The sequence below is a fragment of the Sphaerobacter thermophilus DSM 20745 genome (assembly GCF_000024985.1).
Lineage (GTDB): Bacteria > Chloroflexota > Chloroflexia > Thermomicrobiales > Thermomicrobiaceae > Sphaerobacter > Sphaerobacter thermophilus.
Map to the genome: position 1 here is coordinate 109451 of NC_013524.1, position 19152 is coordinate 128602.

The window sequence follows — 19152 nt, forward strand, 5'->3', positions numbered from 1 at the left end:
GCTACGATGCCGCTGTCGCCTTCAGGGCCGGCGCGAGTCGCTTCTGCCGCTCCAGCCAACCCAGGATCGCCCGCAGCAGGGGGCGCGTCGTCTCGGTCCCGAACCCGGCGTGGCAGTCCGGGTCCATCGTGCCCGCGAGCACCGCGCCGGGGAACGTCTGCTCGTCCAGGAAGAGCAAGACGGCGCCGTTACCATCCCCGACGAGCACCTGGGCGTTCGGGTGCCGCTCGTAGCGACCGTGCGAGTGCCACCGGACATCATCGACCGTAAGTCCGGCCACAAGCGGGTGGTTTCCCAGTGTGAGCGTGTCGAGATTGGGCCGCTCTGGCTGCCACGTGCCGACCGGGAGCCACGGCTGGTTCACCTCCTCAAAGCACACCAGGATCCCGCCAGCCTGCAGGTAGGCTTGGATCTTCGCGCGGTTACGCGTCAGCAGCGTCTGGTTGCTCTCGCGAGGGACCCACAGCGCGGCATAGTCGTTGAGGTTAACCGCCTCCAGTTCCCAAACTGGGAGGACGGCGAAGGCCGGTGCGAACTCCGGGTCATCGTAGAAGGCGCGCTGGAAGTGGACGCCGGAGTAGAGCCCGGCGATCTTGCGCGGGTGACTGCCGCGGCGACTGCGGCTGGCGGCGGCTTCGGCGCGGGCCCATTCGAGCAGGTTGTCCAAGAACCGGCTGGCGACCGCGCTCCCGTGGAAGGTGTGGGTGTCGGGATCGAGGTTGCTGGTAGCCACGATCACCCCGTTGGTGCTGACGCGATCGACGTAGAGCCAGGGGTCGCCCCGCGCGTTCCGCACGAGCACCTCGGCGCCCGGTGGCGCCACCAGGTGACCGTGGCAACACCAGTGCTCCCGCGCGGGGTGCCAGTGCAGCTCGGTGGCACTGAACCCCGCCACGATGGGGTGATCCGGTGCGGTCACCACCGGCTCCAGCGTGTCCTCGACGCACTCCTCCTCCCACCGGCAGCCTGGGAACCAGTCCGCCCACAACTCGCCAAAGGCCAGCAGTACGCCACCCTGATCCAGGAAGCGGGCGATCTGGTAGCGGCGGGCGCGAAGTGCCTCGCCGTCCGTCGAGCGCGGCACCACCACGAGGTCGTACCGGTTGAGGTCCACCCCTGCGAGATCGCCGACGTCGAGCACCTCGAAGCCGGCGAAGGGCTGGCCAGGCTGGAGCAAGCCGTAATGGTAGGCCACGCCGCCGGAGATGATCGCCTGCCGGACCATGACACACTCCTCTGTGGCGATTGGACTATTCGGTTGGCCCGCACGCAATACTCATTCGCCCGCCGCACAATGGTTGCCACGAGCAAGCTGCGCGTGAGGCGGACTCCTTCGGTGGGGTCTGGTGAGTGACGCGCGGCAGGTTATCGGTGGTGAGCGCTTCCGGTATTGTGGGGCTCTACGTCGGTGGCGCGTGCCCGGGGATGGGTGGTGCGATGACCCCTGCACCGTGCCAAGTGCCCGGGACGGGTGGCACGAGGATCCCGGTGTCGTGGCGCGTGCCCGGGGGTAAACCCTCGGGCTGACACAGCGAAGCCGACTGAAGGGGCTGGGATCACTGCGTCCGGTGGGAGGTCGGATCGGATACGCCGGCATGTCGGCAACGCAGCCCCTTCAGTGGGCTTACCCATCTATTTAGCCCGGCGGCTTTAGCCCCGGGCACGGGCCGAGCCGCCAACACCGTATTGTCCGGGTCTGAGACCTGCTACGCTCTTAGCCCGCTTCAGCGGGCTTTCGTTGTGAGCCCGGGGGTTCACCCCCGGGCATGCGCCACGGCTCGCGGACTCTCCCACCACCCGCCCCGGACACAGACGGCGGCATTCGATGGTGGCCCGTGGATCGGTGCGAGCGGATTCCCGCTGTTAGTCGGTCGGACTGCGTTCCACGTCGAGAGGGCCGAAGAATCCCTCGGGCGCCACGTCACCGGTGGGAAGGGTGATGGGCAGGCGCGGAAGGTCGGGAGTCGTCGGATCGTACAGAGCGACGAGTAGGCGCAAGGGGCCGTCCGGCAGTGTGTCGGGCAGGCGCAGCGACGCGGGCAGGGCGATGGTGGCGCCGGGCTGCCAGCGGCTCGTCGGCAGTGCTCCGTCGAACGGCTGGCTGTCGTGCTGGGCGACGACGCGCTTGGCCTCGTCGATGACCTGGACCGTCACGGAGAAATCGCTGTCCATCGGACGCTCGACTGCCCAGTGCACCGTGACGGTGATCTTGTCGCCGGGCCGATACACGCGCTGCTCCCACTCAACGGCGGCGAGGCGGACGGGAGTCTCTCCCCGCGGCGCCGAAGCGGGTCGGATCTCGACCTCCTGCTCGAGCGTGGCACCCAACGCCCCCGCGGTCAGGCGGAGGTGGTAGCGGCCGGGCTGCGCCGGCGTCGGGACGGCTACCAGGATCTGCCGGTCGTCTGGGTCGATCACGACCGGGAGGTCCAGCGGGACCGTTGCTTCCTTGACCACCTGCTCTCCGGGATCGGTCCAGACCGCCTTGGCCGCTGGTGGGCGGTCGAGGGTTGTGACCGCCTGGTTGCTGTTCGGGTTGATGGCGGTCAACACAGCCGGGAAGGTGGCATCCGGGAGGGCGGTGGTGGGCGCGCTGAGCCGGTACGACACCGGTGCCCGAGCCGCAGGGTGGACGAGGTAGACGGTCGCGTTGCCGAACTCGCCTTCCCGCTCCAGTTCCGGGAGGCGGTCGGCGGCGGCCACGGCCGCCTGCCAGTCGTAGCCCGGTGCGTCGTGGTGGTGGACCACGACGTAGCGGACGCCGATGTCCTGCAGGACACCGACGTTGTCGGCGTCGATGCGCGACGGTGTCTCCGGGTTGTCGTCGTGCAGGCCGCTCATGAGTCGCACGTACCGCTCCGGGAGGAAGCTGGTGTAGCCTGCGACGATCGGCTGCCAGTGGCGTGTCGAATAGTAGATCTGTCGTGTCGTCTCCGTCACATCGGCCCAGAGGCCGTTGGCTGGGAGTTCGAAGACCGCGCCGCGCGGCTGGGTCGCCAGCCAGTCGTACACCGCGACGGTGTCCGGGTCGCGCGGCACCCGCTCGGTTCCCACATCACTGCGATACTCGGCCAAAGCCGCGCCTGCCAGCAGCAGGAGCAGCGTGCCGCCGATTACCCCGGCCCGAGCCGCCGGTAGCCGGGGACGAAGCGTTGACCAGGCGGTGGCGAGGCCGAGCCCGGCAAGGATCTGGAGTCCGAGCAGCGCCACCATGCCGAAACGCGCCACGTCGCGCATGGCGGTCATGCCAGGAACCCAGTCGTACAGCCAGCGGTAGGGGAGCGTGACGGTGCGTTCGCCGATGGTGGTGTCGGGACCGAGGGAAAGGACGACGCCGATGACTATGAGGAGGGTTGCGTAGGCGACCCACGGCCCGCGGTGCCGCGCGGCCAGCCCGAGGCCCAGCAGCGCGCCAAGGACAGCGACAGCGCCGGGGAAGAGTGGGTTCGGGTAGGCGTGGGGCAGCGTCTCGCGCCAGAGGTGGTTGAGCGGGCTGACCGCGATGTAGCTGGTCGGTTTGGCTGCGAAAGTCCGCACCAGCTCCAGGTCGCGGGCGAAGCCGTATTCACGGTTCACCTCCAGCCGCGCGAGCACGATTGGCGCGAATGCCAACACGGGAATGCCCACGACCAGCGCGATCCAGGCGATGAGGCCCGGCGTGAGTCGTCGGCGCGCCTCCCAGAGGAGGAACGGGATGACCAGCCCCACCATGCCGAGTGCCATCAGTGCCAGCGTGTCGGAGGCAAGGACCTGCACGGTGAGGAACCCGGCGGCGAGCGCTGCGTCGCGGGGGCGGCGGTGCCGGGTGAATCGGACCAGCGCCCAGATCGTGAGCGGGATCCAGCCGTAGCTGAGCAGGTTCAGGTGGCTCAGGTGGCCGTAGCGGTAGGGAGTGTAAGCGGCGAACGCTCCGGCCAGCAGTCCCGCGCCGAAGCTGCCGCTCAACTCCCGAACAAGGAGCGCGACGCCGGTCCCGAGCACGACGAAGGTGCTCAGGAAGAGCAGGTTGTAGGTGAGCACGTCGTTGCCGGTCAGGATCTGGACCGGCCAGGCCAGCAGGGACGTGCTCAACCGTGGCTCTGAGAAGAGCAGGGAGTAGCGGAAAGGGTACGCCGTGTTGCCGTGCCACTGGTTCGTGGGATCGCGCAGGAGCTGGTGCTGCGTCCAGCGCATCGTCCAGATCTCATAGAGCGGATCGCCCAGATCCTGCACGGCCGAACCGGCGTGGGGGGCCAGGGGCCAGGTCATCACCAACGCAAGTGCGGTGAACGCCAGGAGGTAGATGCGTGGCGGGCCTGGCCGAGCCGGAGCGCGGGTTCGGTCCTCTGCGCTGCGTGCCGCGTGTTGCGTACTGGGTGGTGCGTGGTCCGTCGTCGACGTCATGCGTTCCCCTCACCCCGAACCCTCTCCCACCAGGGGAGTGGGGGAAAGTACGCAGTACGCAGTGCGCACTAGTAGTGGATGTGCACGATCGAGCCGAAGTCGAGGAAGTTCCAGAAGAACTCGGCATCATGCAGGAGCAGGCCGATGCAGCCATTGCTCCCGTAACCGCCGAACTGCCACGGCGGAGTCCACCAGTTCTGGTGTATTGCGTAACCGCCCGCCTTGAAGTATTGAGTGAACTGGACGTTCTCCAGGTAATAGTACTCGGGATGGCCCTCGGGGATGCCGACCGTGGCCGAGTCCATTGTTTCATTGCGCACCCGGCGCTCGATCTGGAAGATGCCCAGCGGCGTCCTGCCGTCGCGCCCGGCGGTGATAATGGCGGCGTAGACCGGCGTGTCGCCGTCGTAGACCACCGCGTAGAACGTGCTCAGGTTCACGTCCACCCAGTGGCCGTCGAAGATCTCCGGGGGTGCATCGGCCACGAACGGCTCGACATACGCAGCCGAGACGTACCGCTCCCCTCCGAGCCGGTACCAGACAGTATTCCCCTCCACGTCGTCGCCCTGGACTTCTTCGTAGATGGCGAGCGTGTGGCCGGCGTACGTCGTATCGACCACATCGGCGTCGAGGCGCGGCGCGGAGCGGATATTCAGGCTCCCGGTCGTCACCCTGCCCATCATGGCGCCGTCCGGTGTCCGGATCGCTTCAGCCCAGCCGGGACCGGCGAGCCCGGTCGTTGGGGTCGGCGTTGGTGTCGGCTCCGGGGTCGGTGTCGGAGTCGGTGTCGGCTCCGGAGTCGGAGTGGGCGTTGGCGTCAGGGTCGGCGTTGGCGTCGGGGTCGGCGTTGGCGTGCTGGTCGGGCTGGCCGCGGCGGCTGGTACCTCTGGCGTTGGCGTCGGGAGGATGTTTCGCTGAGCCGCGTCGCTGGGCACCGGTTGCGCATAGACTGCCGCGACCATTGCGATCACAGCTGAAACGGAGACGAAAAGCAGCGGGATCACAAGTCTTGCAGGCCCGAGGCGGGTCTGCCGACGTACGAGCGCCACAGGCACCGATCCTATCCGGGCGCTATGCCCCAATCCCCAGTTTCGCGAGTTGACTCTCGAGCGAGTCCTGCGTCGCGATGCCAAGCCACATGTAGACGACCTTGCCATCGCGATCGATCAGGTAGCTCTGCGGGATCCCGTAGACCGCGTAGCGCTCCGAGATCTTCCCCTTCTCGTCGAGCGCGAAGGTCCACGAGTAGCCCCCTTCCTCGACGTACGGACGCACGAGTTCTGGGGGCTCCGCTTGATTAACGCCGAGGATCGTGAATCCGTTATCGCGGTACTTCTCGTAGACCGCCTGGAACTCGGGCATCTCGATCTGGCACGGCTTGCACCACGTCGCCCAGAAGTTGACCAGCACCACCTGCCCTCGGTAGTCGGAGAGCCGGACGGTTTCCCCGTTGAGGCCGGGAAGCTCGAAGTTGGGTGCCTTCTTGCCGGGCTCCACCACGCCGCCGGAGTTGCCGGCGAAGGCGAAGGTGTAGACGAGGAAACCCGTAATCAGGAGCACGACGACGGCGAGGGACATCAGGGGCACGCTGGACAAGCCGGTAGCGGATCTGGCCGGCGAGGCAGTATCCGATGCGGTGCTGTCCGGAATGTGGGAGCCGCGGTTGGCGTTCGAGTCCGCGTGCATGAACACCCCTCGCTAATCAAGGAACGGAACAGCGCGCCTGGCCGAGGCGAACAGCACGGTTGGCTGCTGTACCCTGCTAACGGCCAGGGAAGCAGCGACGCCGATGGCGTTCGGAGCGGAGCGCATGGCGCTGAGTTGGACCAGGATCTCGACCGGCTCGTGCAGGCCGGCCACGGTGCGGGCTTGGTTGGCGGTGATGGCGAGGCGCACGACCCTATCCTCTCGCAAGTCGCCCACGGGTATTCTAGCCACGCCTTCCGGTTCTCTTCAACCGGAGCCGGGGGCCGGTCGCTTACCCCCAGGCCAGCTCGGTGAAGGCGCGGTCGAAGTAGACCAGCGGGTCGTCGGCCTCGCCGAGGGCGACATGCTCCACCTGCCCGACCACGATGGTATGGTCACCACCCGGGTAGCGCGCCCACGGGCGGCACTCGATCCAACCGACGCAGCCCTCGATCAGCGGGGTGCCGAGCGCGCCGACGCGGTGTGGAACCCGTGCGAACGTCGGGTCGGCCAGCGGCGCGCGTCCGGAAAACTGATCGGCCAGGAATGACTGGTCGCGGGCGAGGATGTTGACGGCGAAGGCCGGCGCGCGCTCCAGCTTGTCGTGGCCCTGCGTCTCCCGGTTGATGCAGGCCAGGACGAGCGGCGGATCGAGCGAGACGGAGCAGAACGAGGACACAGTCATGCCGTGGTAACCGTCCGGGTTGGCGGTGGTCACGACCACCACGCCGCTCACGAAGCGGGCCAGGACATCGCGAAACAGGTCTGGATCGACCATTCGTGCTCCTCTCCACGTGGCGCGGCTGCCGCGGCCTCGCGCGTGCGAAAGCGATGGACGAGGGCCGTTATCGTCGCTCGATCGCGGGAGACGTGCCGTGGCGAAGGGTGAGAGCGGACCGGAGATGACCGTCGACGGTGAGAGCTTCGATGACCGGCTCGCGCCCGGCGCGGCGGATGAATTCGCCGCGCGGGGACAGTGGGTCATCGCTGACGGACTCCGTCTCTTCCTCCTCGATGAGGGGACCGGCTTCCCGGTCCTCCTGCTGCACGGCGTGCCGACCTCCTCGTTCCTCTGGCGTGACGTCGTGCCGGTGGTCGCGCGGACCAACCGGGCGCTGGCGCCGGACCTGCCCGGATTCGGCTACTCAGACAAACCCCGCGGCCGCTCGTACGCGGTTCCTGCTCAGGCCGACGCCGTGGCCGCGCTCCTCGACCGACTGGGCATAGACCGCTGCGCGCTCGTCGGGCACGACCTCGGGGCACTGGTCGCGGCCGACCTTATCGCACGGGAGCCGGAGCGCTACACGCACCTGGTGGTGACGAATACCAGCCTGCGGGTCACGGGCTGGCACGGAGCCTCGCCGCTGACGCTGCTGCGCCTCCCGCTAGTGGGTGAGTGTGCGATGGCGCTGGCGCGGCGGTGGATGCTCGGGCTGGCGATGCGCCCCTATCTCGCCCGGACCAGCCGGCTCACCCCCGAGGCGCTCGACCACTACTGGTGGCCGTTCGCCCACGGCTTCAAGTCGGTCCTGCTGTCGATGGTACGCGAGAGGATCGGTTCACCGGACGACTTCGCCCGCTGGCGGGCGGCGCTAGCTGCCTACCCCGGGGCGGCCCTGATCGTCTGGGGCCTGCGCGACCCGACCTTCGGCCGCGGCGAACTGGACGACGTACGTTCGCTCCTGCCGAGGGCGACGGTGCAGGCGTTCCCCAACGCCAACCACTTCATCCCCGAAGACCGCCCGCTCGCGCTCGGCCGCCTGATCGCGCTCTTCGTTGCCGGGGAGCCGATCCCAAATGCACTGCCGGAGGGGTGAGGTTGACGTCATGCGTCATGCGTCACACGTCACAGGTCATCCGGGTGGCGTCGTGGGTGCTAGGCGGAAGGCAGGAGGCCGCGCCCTGCACTGAACACCCATCACGCGGATTGATGACGCATGACGTATGACGCCCCTACTCCTCCGCGCTCGCTGCCGCCGCGGCGGCCCGGGCCTTCTTCTCCATGATGTTGGTCGAGTGACCGGGGTCGAGCCGGGCGGAGGGGTCGATGTAGACCATCGCGTGGTTCACCGCGCTGACCGCCTCGGCCACGCCGGTCGCGATCAGCTTGAACTTGGCCGGGTAGGTCACGATATCGCCCGCACCGAAGACTCCCGGGATGTTCGTCTCCATCGTGATCGGGTCGACCACGATGCTGTTGCGCTCGATCTCCAGACCCCACTCGGCGAGCGGGCCGAGCCGTCCCGAGAAGCCGATAGCAATGATCATCTCCTGGGCCGGGATCACGTGTCGCTCGCCGGTTCGCGTGTGGTGGAAGTGGACCTCCTCCAGGTGGTGGTTGCCGCGGACCTCGAGCACCTCGTAGAAGGGGTAGTGGAGCTTGACCGACGAGGCTTCCAGATCACGCACCGACTTCTCGTGCGCGCGGAACTTGCTGCGGTGAATCACCGTGACGCTGCGCGCCATCGGCTCCAGCGTCAACGCCCAGTCGACCGCCGAGTCGCCACCGCCGACGATGACGACGTCCTTGTCGCGGAACTGGTCGAGGCCCCGGACGAAGTAGTGGACGCCACGCCCCTCAAACTCGGCCACGCCGGGGGCGGTCAGGCGCTTCGGCTCGAACGCGCCGACGCCGGCGCAGATGATGACGGTCCGCGTCCAATGCTCGGCCTTGTTGGTCACGAGGCGGAACAGCCGCTCGTCCTCGAACCGCTCCAGTGCGCGAACCTCTTCACCCAGTGCGGTGACGGCGCCGGTGGAGAGGCCTTGCTCGACCGCACCGGCTACGTAGTCCTTGGCCAGGATCTTGGGGAAGCCGGCCACATCGTAGATGTACTTCTCCGGGTAGACCGCGATGAGCTGGCCGCCGAGCTCGTCGAGCGAGTCGACGATCTTGGTGCGCATGCCACGCATGCCGGCGTAGAACGCGGCGAACAGGCCGACCGGCCCGCCCCCGATGATGGTCACGTCGTAGATATCGCGCGTATCGGCCACTCCCACGCTCTCCCATGCCAGTCATGACCCACCGCGTGTGCCCGCGCGTGTCGATCGCGGCGGGTCCTTCACCCCATATTCCTTATGATTATACCTGGAGGGACGATACCCATTTGCCCGGGAGCGCCGACTGGCGCGGGTATAATCCGGGGGCACGACACGAACGGGAGCCGCACGGACGCGCGCGGCGAGCGGGTTGGCGCGCGGTCCGCTGCGAGAGGAGGCATGTAGTGAACGAGGCATGGATCGTCGCGGCGGTGCGCACGCCGGTCGGCAAGCACGGGCGAGCGCTCGCGGGCGTCCGGCCGGACGACCTCGCGGCGGTGGCACTGCGGGCCTTGATGGAGCGGGCGGGCGTGCCACCTGGTGAGGTCGAGGACGTCTACATGGGCTGCGCCAACCAGGCAGGCGAGGACAACCGCAACGTCGCGCGCATGAGCCTGCTCCTGGCCGGCTTCCCCGAGCATGTTGGCGGCTGCACGGTGAACCGGCTGTGCGGTTCGGGCCTGCAGGCGATCGCCGACGCGGCGCGTGCCGTCATGCTCGGCGAGGGCCACGTCTATATCGGCGGTGGGGTCGAGTCGATGAGCCGCGCCCCGCTGGCGATGCCCAAGCCTGAGCGCGCCTACCAGTCGGGCAACGTCACGGCCTACGACACGACACTCGGCTGGCGCTTCGTCAACCCCAAGATGAAGGCGATGGGCCACACCGAATCGATGGGGGAGACGGCCGAGAACCTGGCCGAGGAGTACCGGATCCCCCGCGAGCTGCAGGATCGATTTGCGCTGCGGAGCCACCAGAAGGCGATCGCCGCGATCGAGGCGGGAAAGTTCCGTAACGAGATCGTGCCCGTCGAGGTCAAGGACGGTGTGGTCGCGCAGGACGAGGGGCCGCGCCCCGACACCTCCCTGGAGAAGCTGGCAGCGCTGCGCCCGGTGTTCCGCGAGGGCGGCACGGTAACCGCCGGCAACTCCAGCCAGATCAACGACGGTGCGGCGGCCGTGCTGGTCGTCTCCGACGAGTACGCCCGGGCGCACGGCCTGCGGCCGCTGGCGAAGGTCCGGAGCGTGGCGATCGCCGGGGTGCCGCCGCGCATCATGGGTATCGGTCCGGTGCCCGCCACCGCCAAGGCGCTGGAGCGGGCCGGGATCAGCTTCAATGACCTCGGCCTGATCGAGTTGAACGAGGCGTTCGCGGCGCAGTCGCTGGCGGTGCTGCACGAGTGGCACATGGACCCGGAGGATCCGCGCCTCAACCCGAACGGCGGGGCGATCGCCCTGGGCCACCCGCTGGGCTGCTCCGGCGCGCGGATCATGACGACACTGCTGCACGAGATGCAGCGGCAGCCGGATGTCGCCTTCGGCCTGGCGACCATGTGCATCGGTGTCGGCCAGGGCATCGCCATGGTCGTCGAGCGAGTCGCCTGACGACAACCGAATCGCGGGCGTCTCGTCCGTCCTTCGCCAACCCAGCGCAGGTTGGTGAGGCGAGCGAGGCGCCCGCGTTCCTGTTTGCTGGCGCGCCACTTGCGCCACCGTTCAGTGGCAGCCCTCGCGGGAATCCCAGCGCAGCTTGACAACAGTGTGAGGTTCCGGTACAAGAGGGTTGCGAGGTTCACCTAACAAGCGTTCGTTTGGAGCCCGCATGGATCGGCGGACCGAGATCATGACCGCGGCCGGCCGGCTGTTCAGCGAAGCCGGCTACCACGTCACCTCGATGCGCGACCTGGCGAGAGCCGTCAACCTCCAGGGTGGCAGCCTTTACGCCCACATCGCGTCGAAAGAGGAGATCCTCTTCGAGATCGTTTCCCACGCGGCGGATCTCTTCCTGGCCGGTGCCGCGGCGGTCCCGCCGGACCTGCCGCCCGCGGAGCGCGTGGCCCGGCTGGTCGAGGCACACCTTGCGGTCATCGCCCGGGAGATCGGCAACGCCACCGTCTTTTTCCACGAGTGGCGCTTCCTCTCGCCGGAGCGCAAGGCGCAGATCCAGGAGCGGCGTGACGCCTACGAGGCGTACTTCACCCGGGCGATCGCGGACGGCGTGGAAACCGGCGTCTTCCGGGTTGAAGACCCGAGGCTGGCGACGCTGTTTGTCCTCTCGGCGTTGAACTGGACCTATCAGTGGTACGACCCGGCCGGGCCGATCCCGCCGGATGAATTCGCGCGCCAGTACGCCGCGATGGTGCTGGGCGCATTGGGAGCGGATGGCCCCCTCACCCCCGGCCCCTCTCCCCGGGTGGGAGAGGGGAGGAGTACGGAGCACGCTGGAGGTGCGGCATGACCGACGAGCAGCGGGTCGAGGAATTCAAGCGAGCGGTTCAGTCTGGTCGCAAGGTCGAGGCGGGCGACTGGATGCCCGACGAGTACCGCCAGCGGCTGATCCGCTTCATCGAGATGCACGCTAACTCCGAGATCATGGGCGCGCTGCCGGAGCGCGACTGGATCCTCCGCGCGCCGACGCTCCAGCGCAAGCTCGCCGTGACCGCGAAGATCCAGGACGAGGTGGGCCACGCCCAGTTGCTCTACCGGCTGGTGGAGGACCTGGGGAAGCCGCGCGAGCAGATCTTCGCCGACCTCATCTCCGGCAAGAGCAAGTTCCACAACGTGTTCCACTACCCGACTCGCTCCTGGGGGGATGTCGGCATTATCGCCTGGCTGGTCGACGCCGCCGCGGTCATCAGCCAGTCGGCGCTGCTCAAGAGCAGCTACGCCCCCTATGCCCGCACCATGCGCCGCATCTGCTGGGAGGAGGCGTTCCACCTCAAGCACGGTGAGGACATCGTGCTCACGGCCATGATGGGCACCGCCAAGCAGCGGACGATGATGCAGGAAGCGCTCGAGCGGTGGTGGGAACCGCTGATGATGTTCTACGGCCCGCCGACACCGCCCGAGCAGGACAAGGACCTCGCCTGGGCGATCAAGTCGCGTCCAAACGAGGACCTGCGACAAGACTTTCTGACCAAGTACGTGCCTCGCATCCGGGAGATCGGGCTCCGCATCCCCGACCCGAAGCTGCGCTTCGACGAGTCGACCGGGCGCTGGGTCTACAGCGAGATCGATTGGGACAAGCTGGTCGCGGTGGCGCGGGGCAATGGCCCTGCGTCGCAGCAGCGCCTCGGCTTCCGGCGACTCTCCTACGAGGAGACCGCCTGGGTCCGCGAGGCGATCACCGGCGGCGCGGAGTTGGTGGCGTAGGTCGAGACGAGTGCGTCATTCGTTCCCCGCACCCCAGGCCCCCTTCGGACGGAGCCCACCAGGTGAGGAGGGGTGAACGACGGAGTACGCAGTACGCAGCACGCATGACGCATGACGTATGACGTTCCAGGAGTCGCCCATGCAGATCTACGAGGTCTTTCGCCAGGAGCGCGAGGGGGAGCCGATGGTCCACGTCGGGAACGTCCAGGCGCCCGGCGACGATCTGGCTCGACAGTACGCTCGCGAGGTCTACTCGCGCCGCGGGGAGGCGACGCGGCTCTGGCTGGTGCCTCGCGCGGCCATCGAGGAGATCGGTGACGCCTACTTCCTCCGGCCGCCGATCGAACGGTCCTACCGCATGGGCGAGGCGTACCGCGTGACCGTGCAGAAGCGGCGGCAACTGGCGCAGGAGGGCGCACATGAGAGCTGAGGTGACGTCGGCGTTGGGGCGCTACCTGCTCACCGTGGCCGACGATGAGTTGATCCTGGGCTATCGGGACTCGGAGTGGACCGGGATCGCGCCGCTGGTCGAGGAGGACGTCGCCTTCAGCTCCCTGGCCCAGGACGAAATCGGGCACGCGCGGCTCTACTACATGCTGGCGGCCGACCTGCTGGAGTCAGACGCCGACCACCTGGCGCTCGGGCGTGGGCCCGACGACTACTACCACGCGAGCGTGCTGGAGACGCGCACCACCCCGAAGTACGACTCGTCCGGTGCGCATCGCGGCGGTGGGGACTGGGCGCGCGCCGTGGCCAGGCGATTCCTGTACGACCTGTTCGACGACCTGCGCACCGACGCGCTGGTGAGTTCCAGCTACGCCCCGCTGGCCGGGGCGGTGCAGAAGATCCGGCGGGAGGAGCAGTACCACCTGCGGCACGGTGCGGCGTGGTGGCGGGCGCTCGCCAGTGCCGAGGGTGAGGCGCGCGAGCGGCTGGAAGGGGCGCTGCTCGCGCTCTGGCCGGGCCTGCTCGGGTTGTTCGAAGACGCTCCGGGGGAGGATCTACTGGTGGCCGAGGGCCTGTTGTCACGTCGCACCTCGGACCTGCGCGATGCCTGGCTGGAGCGAGTGCAGGACCACTGCGCTGCCGTGGGAATCCGCTTCCCGGCGGAGCGGACGGCCGCCGGCTGGTCCATCGCCGTGTCACCCGAAGCGGGCGGGCGCCAGGGGCGCCACGGGCCGGCGTGGGCCGAACTCTACGACGAGATGACCATGGTGCGTCGCCTGGAGCCGGAGGCCGTCTGGTAGCCGGGCCGCGAGAGGGGGCCGTCGATGGGCGCGAGCACGATCACGGAAGCGGAGATATGGGAGGCGCTACGCGAGGTGCCCGACCCCGAGATCCCCACGATCAATGTCGTCGATCTGGGGATCATTAGGCGGGTGACGGTCGGTGACCCGATCCGAGTCGAGATGATGCCGACCTTCACCGGCTGCCCCGCGATCGACATGATGCGCCAGGACATCGAAGCGCGCCTCAGCGCCTTCGGGCCGGTCGAGGTCGTCGTGGTCTACGACGAGGCATGGACCAGCGATCGAATCACCGCCGCCGGTCGGGAAATGCTCCGGGCGGCCGACCTCGCGCCGCCGCCCCATGGCGCCATCCGGCTGACGCCGGTCCCGGTCACCCCGGTTGCCTGCCCCTACTGCGGCTCAACCGACACTCAGATCGAAAACCTCTTCGGCCCGACCCCCTGCCGCTCGATCTTCTACTGCCGCGCCTGCCGCCAGCCGTTCGAGCAGTTCAAGGCGGTGTAGCGCATTGGTCCACGACGGCGGCCAGTGCCCGGGGAGAACCCCTGGACTCACAATGGGAAGCCGGCTGGAGCCGGCTGGGGAACCATCTGGAGTGCGGCGGCATGAGCCGCCGCTTTGGCATGGCGCGGCGTGATGCCGCGCTGGGGTTGGTTTCGTACAGTCGGAGGGACGCCGGATAGGTGGCGGAATGGTCCCGGCGCCCTGCCGCGTGCCCGGGGCTCAAACGCTTGGTGTGAGTTAGGGCGCCGTGGCTACCAGGTGATCAGGTTCGCCACCGCCAGCAGCGGCCGTCCCCGCTGCCGATTTAGCCAGCAGCAGAGATTGTGCAGCGCCACCCGGGCCGCCAGCCGCGCCTGGAAGCCCGCCAGCGTGTGCGGCCGCTCGCGCTCCAGCCCGAAGGTGTGCAGCAGCCGCCCGATGACCGTCTCCACGATCTGGCGATGCCGGGCCGCCCAGCGGCGGACCGCCTTGGGCCAGCGCCGCCGACTGCCTCGCTGCGGGGTGGCCACCAGCGTCACCCCGTAGGTGGCCGCCAGGTGCGCCTCGTAGTCCTCGCCGGCAAAGCCACTATCCGCCAGATAGGTCGCCACCGGCGTGCCGACACTGGGCAGGCGGGGATCGGGGTGGGCCCGACAGGCAATCAGGGTCTCGGCGAGGGACCGCTCATTGGTGCTGGCCGGGGCCACGCCCCAGCCGGTGATCGCCCCCTCCAGGCTGACGGCGGTCAGCACGCGGAAGCCGGCAAACCAGCCCAGGCGCAAGCTGAAGCCGATGTTGGCCTCGCCGGCCAGCCAGCCCCGCCCGCGGCGCTTGGCGTTGCGCACCGGAGCCGGCGCCACATCGAGCACATCCACCGCCACTGGCCCCCGGCCAAGTTGGTCTGCCAGGTAGAGGGCGAACTGGGCCAGGGCGACCTGATGCCGCCGCAGCAGCCGGTTGTATTGGCTGCGGTGGGGCAGGGTCGGGAAGTAGGGGCGCAGGTGGCGCTCGGCGTAGCGGTAGAAGTCCTGCTCACTGGAGAACCTCATCCACTGCCCGAAGATGGCCAGGGTCAAGACCTCGCTGCGGCTCAGGGCCGGCGCGGGGCCGGGGCGGTGGGGCTCCGGGGGCAGGTGGGTCTGGCAGAAGGTGTCGACCAGGACATAGACTGTAATCAGGAAGGTGTCCACATCCATCGGGTGCTCCTTTCGTGGGAGACGGATACGAGCTATCTCCCGTATGGAAGTGGGCACCTTCCTGTGTCAAGAGGGCACAGCATGCCCCGGCTAACTCACACCAAGCGTTCAAGCCGCCGGGCTGAATAGTTGGGTCAGCCCACTGAAGGGGCTGTGATGGCCACACGTCGGCGGAGCCTATCCAGCACTCGTTAGTCTCAGCGTCCCCAGCCCGCTTTAGCGGGCTTCTCTTGTGAGCCCGGGGGTTTACCCCCGGGTCCTCAGCACGGCGCGGGACTCCTCGCGCCATCTTGTCCCGGATCTCATTGCCCGGCGGGCGTCGCACCGACGCCAACCCGGCCTGCCACCGCTACCCCGGCTGGTGCTCAACGCCGCCTGCGGCGGGGGGCACCGGGGGCGGATTCGGGGTGAGGAGGAGATCTTCGGCGTCGGTGATGGCGCTGGGGGAGACGCCGAAGAGGCGGGCAAGGCTGAGCACCTGCCCCTCGTTGGGTGAACTGACGCCCGATTCCCACTGTTCGATGACTTCGGGGAGCGTGCCGAGGCGCCGTGCCAGATCCTCGCGGCTCAGCCTGTGGTGCTCTCGGAGTGTCGTGATCGTGCTCATGGGTCGTGCCTCCGATCGTGTGCGCCTGCGGAGGTGCGGCGCAGGGTGCGTGCCCTGGCGCGGTCATTGCCGGTGGAACAGGGCGGGGCCCGGCGGGCCAGCCATGTGGAGCGGATGACGTCGGCGGCACCAGTGCCAGCGTGGAGGATTTCCCGCTCCACTCCCTCCTCCTCGCCCACGCTGACCCGGCGCAGCCGACGATCCGCACTGGCACGCTAGCGCATCGAGGTGGTCTTGTCTTTGCGCACGAGCAAGTACGGGCGTGCTGTGTGGCGCGTGCGGGCAACAGGGCTTATGATGGTTGCCAGTTCCAAAGTACGCACGTGGCGCCTGCGTGACAGTCCCTCCGGGTGGTTCCTTGCCGCCCGACCAGCGATCTCTCCCCGCCTGTCGACGCTCTGACGGGCGGTCGGTGCACACCGTCTCACGACGAAGGAGGGAGAGCCATGCCGATGTTCCAACCCGAGATCGAGACCCTCCCCAGGGACCGCCTGCGCGCATTGCAGGACGAGCGGCTGCGCGCTATCGTGGCCTACGTCTACGACCGCGTACCCTTCTACCGCGAGTCGTTCGACGAGGCGGGGATTCGGCCGGCCAACATCCGCTCGGTCGACGACCTGACGCGCCTGCCCTTCACCCGGAAGGAGCACCTGCGCGATCACTACCCCTTCGGCCTGCTCGCCGTGCCGCGCGAGCGTCTGGCACGCGTCCACGCCTCGAGCGGCACCACCGGGAAGCCCACGGTCGTCTCCTACACCAAGCACGACCTGGACGTCTTCGCCGAGGTGAACGCCCGCTCGCTGGCCGCTGCCGGGGGAGAGCCGGGGATGGTGCTGCACAACGCCTATGGCTACGGCCTCTTCACCGGAGGGCTCGGCCTGCACTTCGGTGGTGAACGGCTCGGCATGGTCGTCGTTCCTGTCTCGGGCGGCGTGACCGAGCGGCAGGTCACGCTCATCCGCGACTTCCAGCCGGACATGATTGCGTCCACTCCGTCCTACGCCCAGACGTTGGCCGGGGAGTTCGAGAAGCGCGGCATTGACCCGGAGGAGATCAGCCTGCGCTTCGCCATCCTCGGGGCGGAGCCGTGGACCGACACGATCCGGGAGCATGTCGAGCGAGGACTGGGGTTGACCGCGGTGAACATCTACGGCCTGTCGGAGGTAATCGGGCCGGGCGTCAGCCAGGAATGCACCGAGGAGCGCGCCGGAAGCCACATCTGGGAGGACCACTTCCTGGCCGAGGTGGTCGACCCGGAGACAGGCGAGCCGCTGCCGGACGGCACGGTGGGTGAGCTGGTCTTTACCACCCTGACCAAAGAGGCGATGCCGGTCATCCGCTACCGCACCGGAGACCTGACCTACCTGACTCACGAGCCGTGCTCGTGCGGGCGCACCCACGTGCGCATGGGCCCGATCCGCGGCCGAACTGACGACATGCTGGTTATCCGCGGGCTCAACCTCTACCCGACGCAGATCGAGGAGATCCTGCAGGGGATACCCGATGTCGTGCCGCATTACCAGCTAGTCGTCACCCGTGACGGTGCGCTGGACGAGGTCGAAGTGAAGGTGGAGGTCACCGAGGCGCTGTTCCGGGAGGTCGGGCAGGATGTCCTCTCCTCGGAGGTGCTAGAGGCGGACCAGCGGTTGCGTACGCTGCGGGAGTCGATCCAGCGGAAGATCCGTAACACGATTGGCCTGCGGCTCAACGTGACGCTGATGGCGCCGGGCACAGTGCCGCGGAGCGAGGGCGGCAAGCTGCGGCGGGTGCTCGACCTGCGCCAACTGTAGGAGGGACCGGTGCGGACCATTCCGATCGGGCATGCGGCGACCTTCACCTTCGTGGTGACGCCGGAGATGACGGTTGACTTCGAGGAGCTAGGCCGGGTCCACCCCGTCTATGCCACCTACTGGATGGCCAAGCACATGGAGCTGGTGGGGCGGAAGATCCTGATCCCCTTCCTGGAGCCGGGCGAGGAGGGGATCGGGGCGGCGGTGAGCGTGCGCCACCTGGCTCCGGCGCTGCCGGGCGAGCGGCTGACCGTTGAAGGGGTCCACGATCGGACCGAGGGCAACCGGCTCTACGTCCGCTGCCGCGTCGTCAACCAGTGGGGTGAGGTGATCGGCGAGGGTGAGACGACGCAGGTCGTTCTGCCGGCGGCCGAGATCGAAGCGCGCTTCGCCCGGCAGCGGGGGCGGCTGGACGCGACACGAGAGGAGATGCGAGCATGATCCGGGTCGTGGCGCTCTACAAGCAGCCGGAGGACGTCGACGGCTTCATGCGGCACTACGAGGAAGTCCATACGCCGCTGGTGCGCAAGGTCCCGGGTCTGGCCGGGCTCGAAGTCACCCGGATCACGGCCGACGCCTTCGGCGGGGAGGCGCCCTACTTCCTCATGGCGGTGATGACGTACCCGAACCGGGAGACGTTCGACGCCGCCATGCGCTCCGAGGAGAACCGCGCGGTGGCCAAGGACCTGATGAGCTTCGCGCGCGGGCTGGTGACGGTGATGGTCGGCGAGGACGTGGAGTGAGCGGGGGATGGGCGTGACCTACGAGACCCTGATCGTCGAGAAGCTGGATGGCCGGGTGGGCCTGATCCGGCTCAACCGCCCGGAGCGGCTCAACGCGCTCAACCAGGCGCTGATGCGCGAGCTGGTGCAGGCGGTTGCGGCGTTCGACCAGGACGACGAGGTCGGCGTCATCGTGCTCACCGGTAATGAGGCGGCCTTTGCCGCCGGGGCCGACGTGACCGAGATGGACGGCGCGGGCGTGGCCGACATGCTGAGCGGCTACTGCTTCGACGAGTGGGAACAGCTCCGCCGGACCCGCAAGCCGATGATCGCGGCTGTATCCGGCTGGGCGCTAGGTGGTGGCTGCGAGCTGGCGATGCTGTGCGACATGATCGTCGCCTCGGAGACGGCCCGGTTCGGCCAGCCGGAGATCAACCTCGGGATCATGCCGGGCGCGGGCGGAACCCAGCGGTTGACGCGCCAGGTCGGCAAGTACCTGGCGATGGAGATGGTGCTGGCCGGGCGGCAGCTCACCGCTGCCGAGGCGGAACGCTTCGGGCTGGTCAACCGGGTGGTGCCGGTCGAGGTCTACCTGGACGCCGCGATCGAGCTGGCCCGCACAGTGGCGGCAAAGGCGCCGCTGGCGGTACAGCTCGCCAAGGAGGCGATCCTCCGTGGGCAGGACGTGCCGCTGGAGGCGGGGCTGGCCCACGAGCGCCACAACTTCTACCTGCTCTTCGGCACCGCGGACAAGCAGGAGGGGATTCGGGCCTTCTTGGAGAAGCGTCGCGCCGAATGGCAGGGACGATAGCGTAAGTCCGCGGCTAAAGGCCCCCATTTCTCCGAG

Annotated in this window: 20 protein-coding genes; 11 read left to right on the forward strand and 9 right to left on the reverse strand. The window is 68.4% G+C overall.

What is annotated here, in order from left to right; all coding sequences use genetic code 11:
• Position 1: 1 nt before the first annotated feature.
• The 6 genes from STHE_RS12800 to STHE_RS12825 form a co-directional block, all read right to left on the reverse strand.
• Positions 2-1225: a hypothetical protein gene (locus tag STHE_RS12800; protein ID WP_012873012.1), complete on the reverse strand. Its 1224-nt coding sequence runs from the start codon at positions 1223-1225 to the stop codon at positions 2-4.
• 638 nt (positions 1226-1863) lie between these two features.
• A complete protein-coding gene (locus tag STHE_RS12805) occupies positions 1864-4383 on the reverse strand; it encodes a hypothetical protein (protein ID WP_012873013.1) in 2520 nt (839 codons plus the stop codon).
• Positions 4384-4451: 68 nt separating this feature from the next.
• Positions 4452-5345 carry a L,D-transpeptidase family protein gene (locus STHE_RS18580; RefSeq protein ID WP_169308204.1) on the reverse strand — a complete coding sequence of 298 codons (894 nt, stop codon included), beginning with the start codon at positions 5343-5345 and terminating at the stop codon, positions 4452-4454.
• Between the two features lie 109 nt (positions 5346-5454).
• Positions 5455-5961: a TlpA family protein disulfide reductase gene (locus STHE_RS12815; RefSeq protein ID WP_041400581.1), complete on the reverse strand. Its 507-nt coding sequence runs from the start codon at positions 5959-5961 to the stop codon at positions 5455-5457.
• Between the two features lie 120 nt (positions 5962-6081).
• Positions 6082-6321, reverse strand: coding sequence for a hypothetical protein (locus STHE_RS12820; RefSeq protein WP_148220090.1), 240 nt, complete (start codon positions 6319-6321; stop codon positions 6082-6084).
• Between the two features lie 40 nt (positions 6322-6361).
• Positions 6362-6847 (reverse strand): flavin reductase family protein, encoded by a 486-nt coding sequence (locus tag STHE_RS12825; protein ID WP_012873017.1) that lies wholly within the window; start codon positions 6845-6847, stop codon positions 6362-6364.
• A 97-nt stretch (positions 6848-6944) separates the two neighbouring features.
• Here STHE_RS12825 and STHE_RS12830 point away from each other — a divergent pair, with 97 nt between their 5' ends.
• Positions 6945-7886, forward strand: a complete 942-nt coding sequence (locus STHE_RS12830) for an alpha/beta fold hydrolase (RefSeq protein ID WP_012873018.1) — start codon at positions 6945-6947, stop codon at positions 7884-7886.
• 136 nt (positions 7887-8022) lie between these two features.
• Here STHE_RS12830 and STHE_RS12835 read toward each other — a convergent pair whose 3' ends face one another.
• On the reverse strand, positions 8023-9069 hold the full coding sequence (locus tag STHE_RS12835; protein WP_174265941.1) for an NAD(P)/FAD-dependent oxidoreductase: 1047 nt from the start codon (positions 9067-9069) through the stop codon (positions 8023-8025).
• A 224-nt stretch (positions 9070-9293) separates the two neighbouring features.
• On the opposite strand from STHE_RS12835, the gene STHE_RS12840 reads away from it, so the two are divergent.
• The 6 genes from STHE_RS12840 to paaD all read left to right on the forward strand — a co-directional run bounded on the left by STHE_RS12840 (position 9294) and on the right by paaD (position 14011).
• Positions 9294-10490: a thiolase family protein gene (locus STHE_RS12840; RefSeq protein ID WP_012873020.1), complete on the forward strand. Its 1197-nt coding sequence runs from the start codon at positions 9294-9296 to the stop codon at positions 10488-10490.
• A gap of 217 nt (positions 10491-10707) precedes the next feature.
• Positions 10708-11343 (forward strand): TetR/AcrR family transcriptional regulator, encoded by a 636-nt coding sequence (locus STHE_RS12845; protein WP_012873021.1) that lies wholly within the window; start codon positions 10708-10710, stop codon positions 11341-11343.
• Positions 11340-12257 (forward strand): 1,2-phenylacetyl-CoA epoxidase subunit PaaA, encoded by a 918-nt coding sequence (gene paaA / locus STHE_RS12850; protein ID WP_012873022.1) that lies wholly within the window; start codon positions 11340-11342, stop codon positions 12255-12257. The genes STHE_RS12845 and paaA overlap by 4 nt, the downstream gene beginning before the upstream one ends.
• 139 nt (positions 12258-12396) lie before the next feature.
• Positions 12397-12687, forward strand: a complete 291-nt coding sequence (locus STHE_RS12855) for a phenylacetic acid degradation protein PaaB (RefSeq protein ID WP_012873023.1) — start codon at positions 12397-12399, stop codon at positions 12685-12687.
• Positions 12677-13504, forward strand: coding sequence for a 1,2-phenylacetyl-CoA epoxidase subunit PaaC (gene paaC / locus STHE_RS12860; protein ID WP_012873024.1), 828 nt, complete (start codon positions 12677-12679; stop codon positions 13502-13504). The genes STHE_RS12855 and paaC overlap by 11 nt, the downstream gene beginning before the upstream one ends.
• Before the next feature lie 24 nt (positions 13505-13528).
• Entirely contained in the window at positions 13529-14011 is a 483-nt protein-coding gene (paaD, locus tag STHE_RS12865) for a 1,2-phenylacetyl-CoA epoxidase subunit PaaD (protein ID WP_012873025.1), read from the forward strand.
• 251 nt (positions 14012-14262) lie between these two features.
• On the opposite strand, the gene STHE_RS12870 is transcribed toward paaD, so the two are convergent.
• Entirely contained in the window at positions 14263-15186 is a 924-nt protein-coding gene (locus STHE_RS12870; protein ID WP_012870498.1) for an IS982 family transposase, read from the reverse strand.
• A gap of 349 nt (positions 15187-15535) precedes the next feature.
• A complete protein-coding gene (locus STHE_RS12875; protein ID WP_012873026.1) occupies positions 15536-15793 on the reverse strand; it encodes a helix-turn-helix domain-containing protein in 258 nt (85 codons plus the stop codon).
• A 452-nt stretch (positions 15794-16245) separates the two neighbouring features.
• On the opposite strand from STHE_RS12875, the gene STHE_RS12880 reads away from it, so the two are divergent.
• The 4 genes from STHE_RS12880 to STHE_RS12895 are packed head-to-tail and all read left to right on the forward strand — an operon-like array spanning position 16246 to position 19116.
• Positions 16246-17583 (forward strand): phenylacetate--CoA ligase family protein, encoded by a 1338-nt coding sequence (locus tag STHE_RS12880; RefSeq protein WP_041400587.1) that lies wholly within the window; start codon positions 16246-16248, stop codon positions 17581-17583.
• A gap of 9 nt (positions 17584-17592) precedes the next feature.
• Positions 17593-18024 carry a thioesterase family protein gene (locus STHE_RS12885; RefSeq protein ID WP_012873028.1) on the forward strand — a complete coding sequence of 144 codons (432 nt, stop codon included), beginning with the start codon at positions 17593-17595 and terminating at the stop codon, positions 18022-18024.
• Complete coding sequence (locus tag STHE_RS12890; RefSeq protein ID WP_012873029.1) at positions 18021-18326, forward strand: EthD family reductase; 306 nt, start codon at positions 18021-18023, stop codon at positions 18324-18326. The genes STHE_RS12885 and STHE_RS12890 overlap by 4 nt, the downstream gene beginning before the upstream one ends.
• A 7-nt stretch (positions 18327-18333) precedes the next feature.
• On the forward strand, positions 18334-19116 hold the full coding sequence (locus STHE_RS12895) for an enoyl-CoA hydratase-related protein (protein ID WP_012873030.1): 783 nt from the start codon (positions 18334-18336) through the stop codon (positions 19114-19116).
• Positions 19117-19152: the final 36 nt, after the last annotated feature.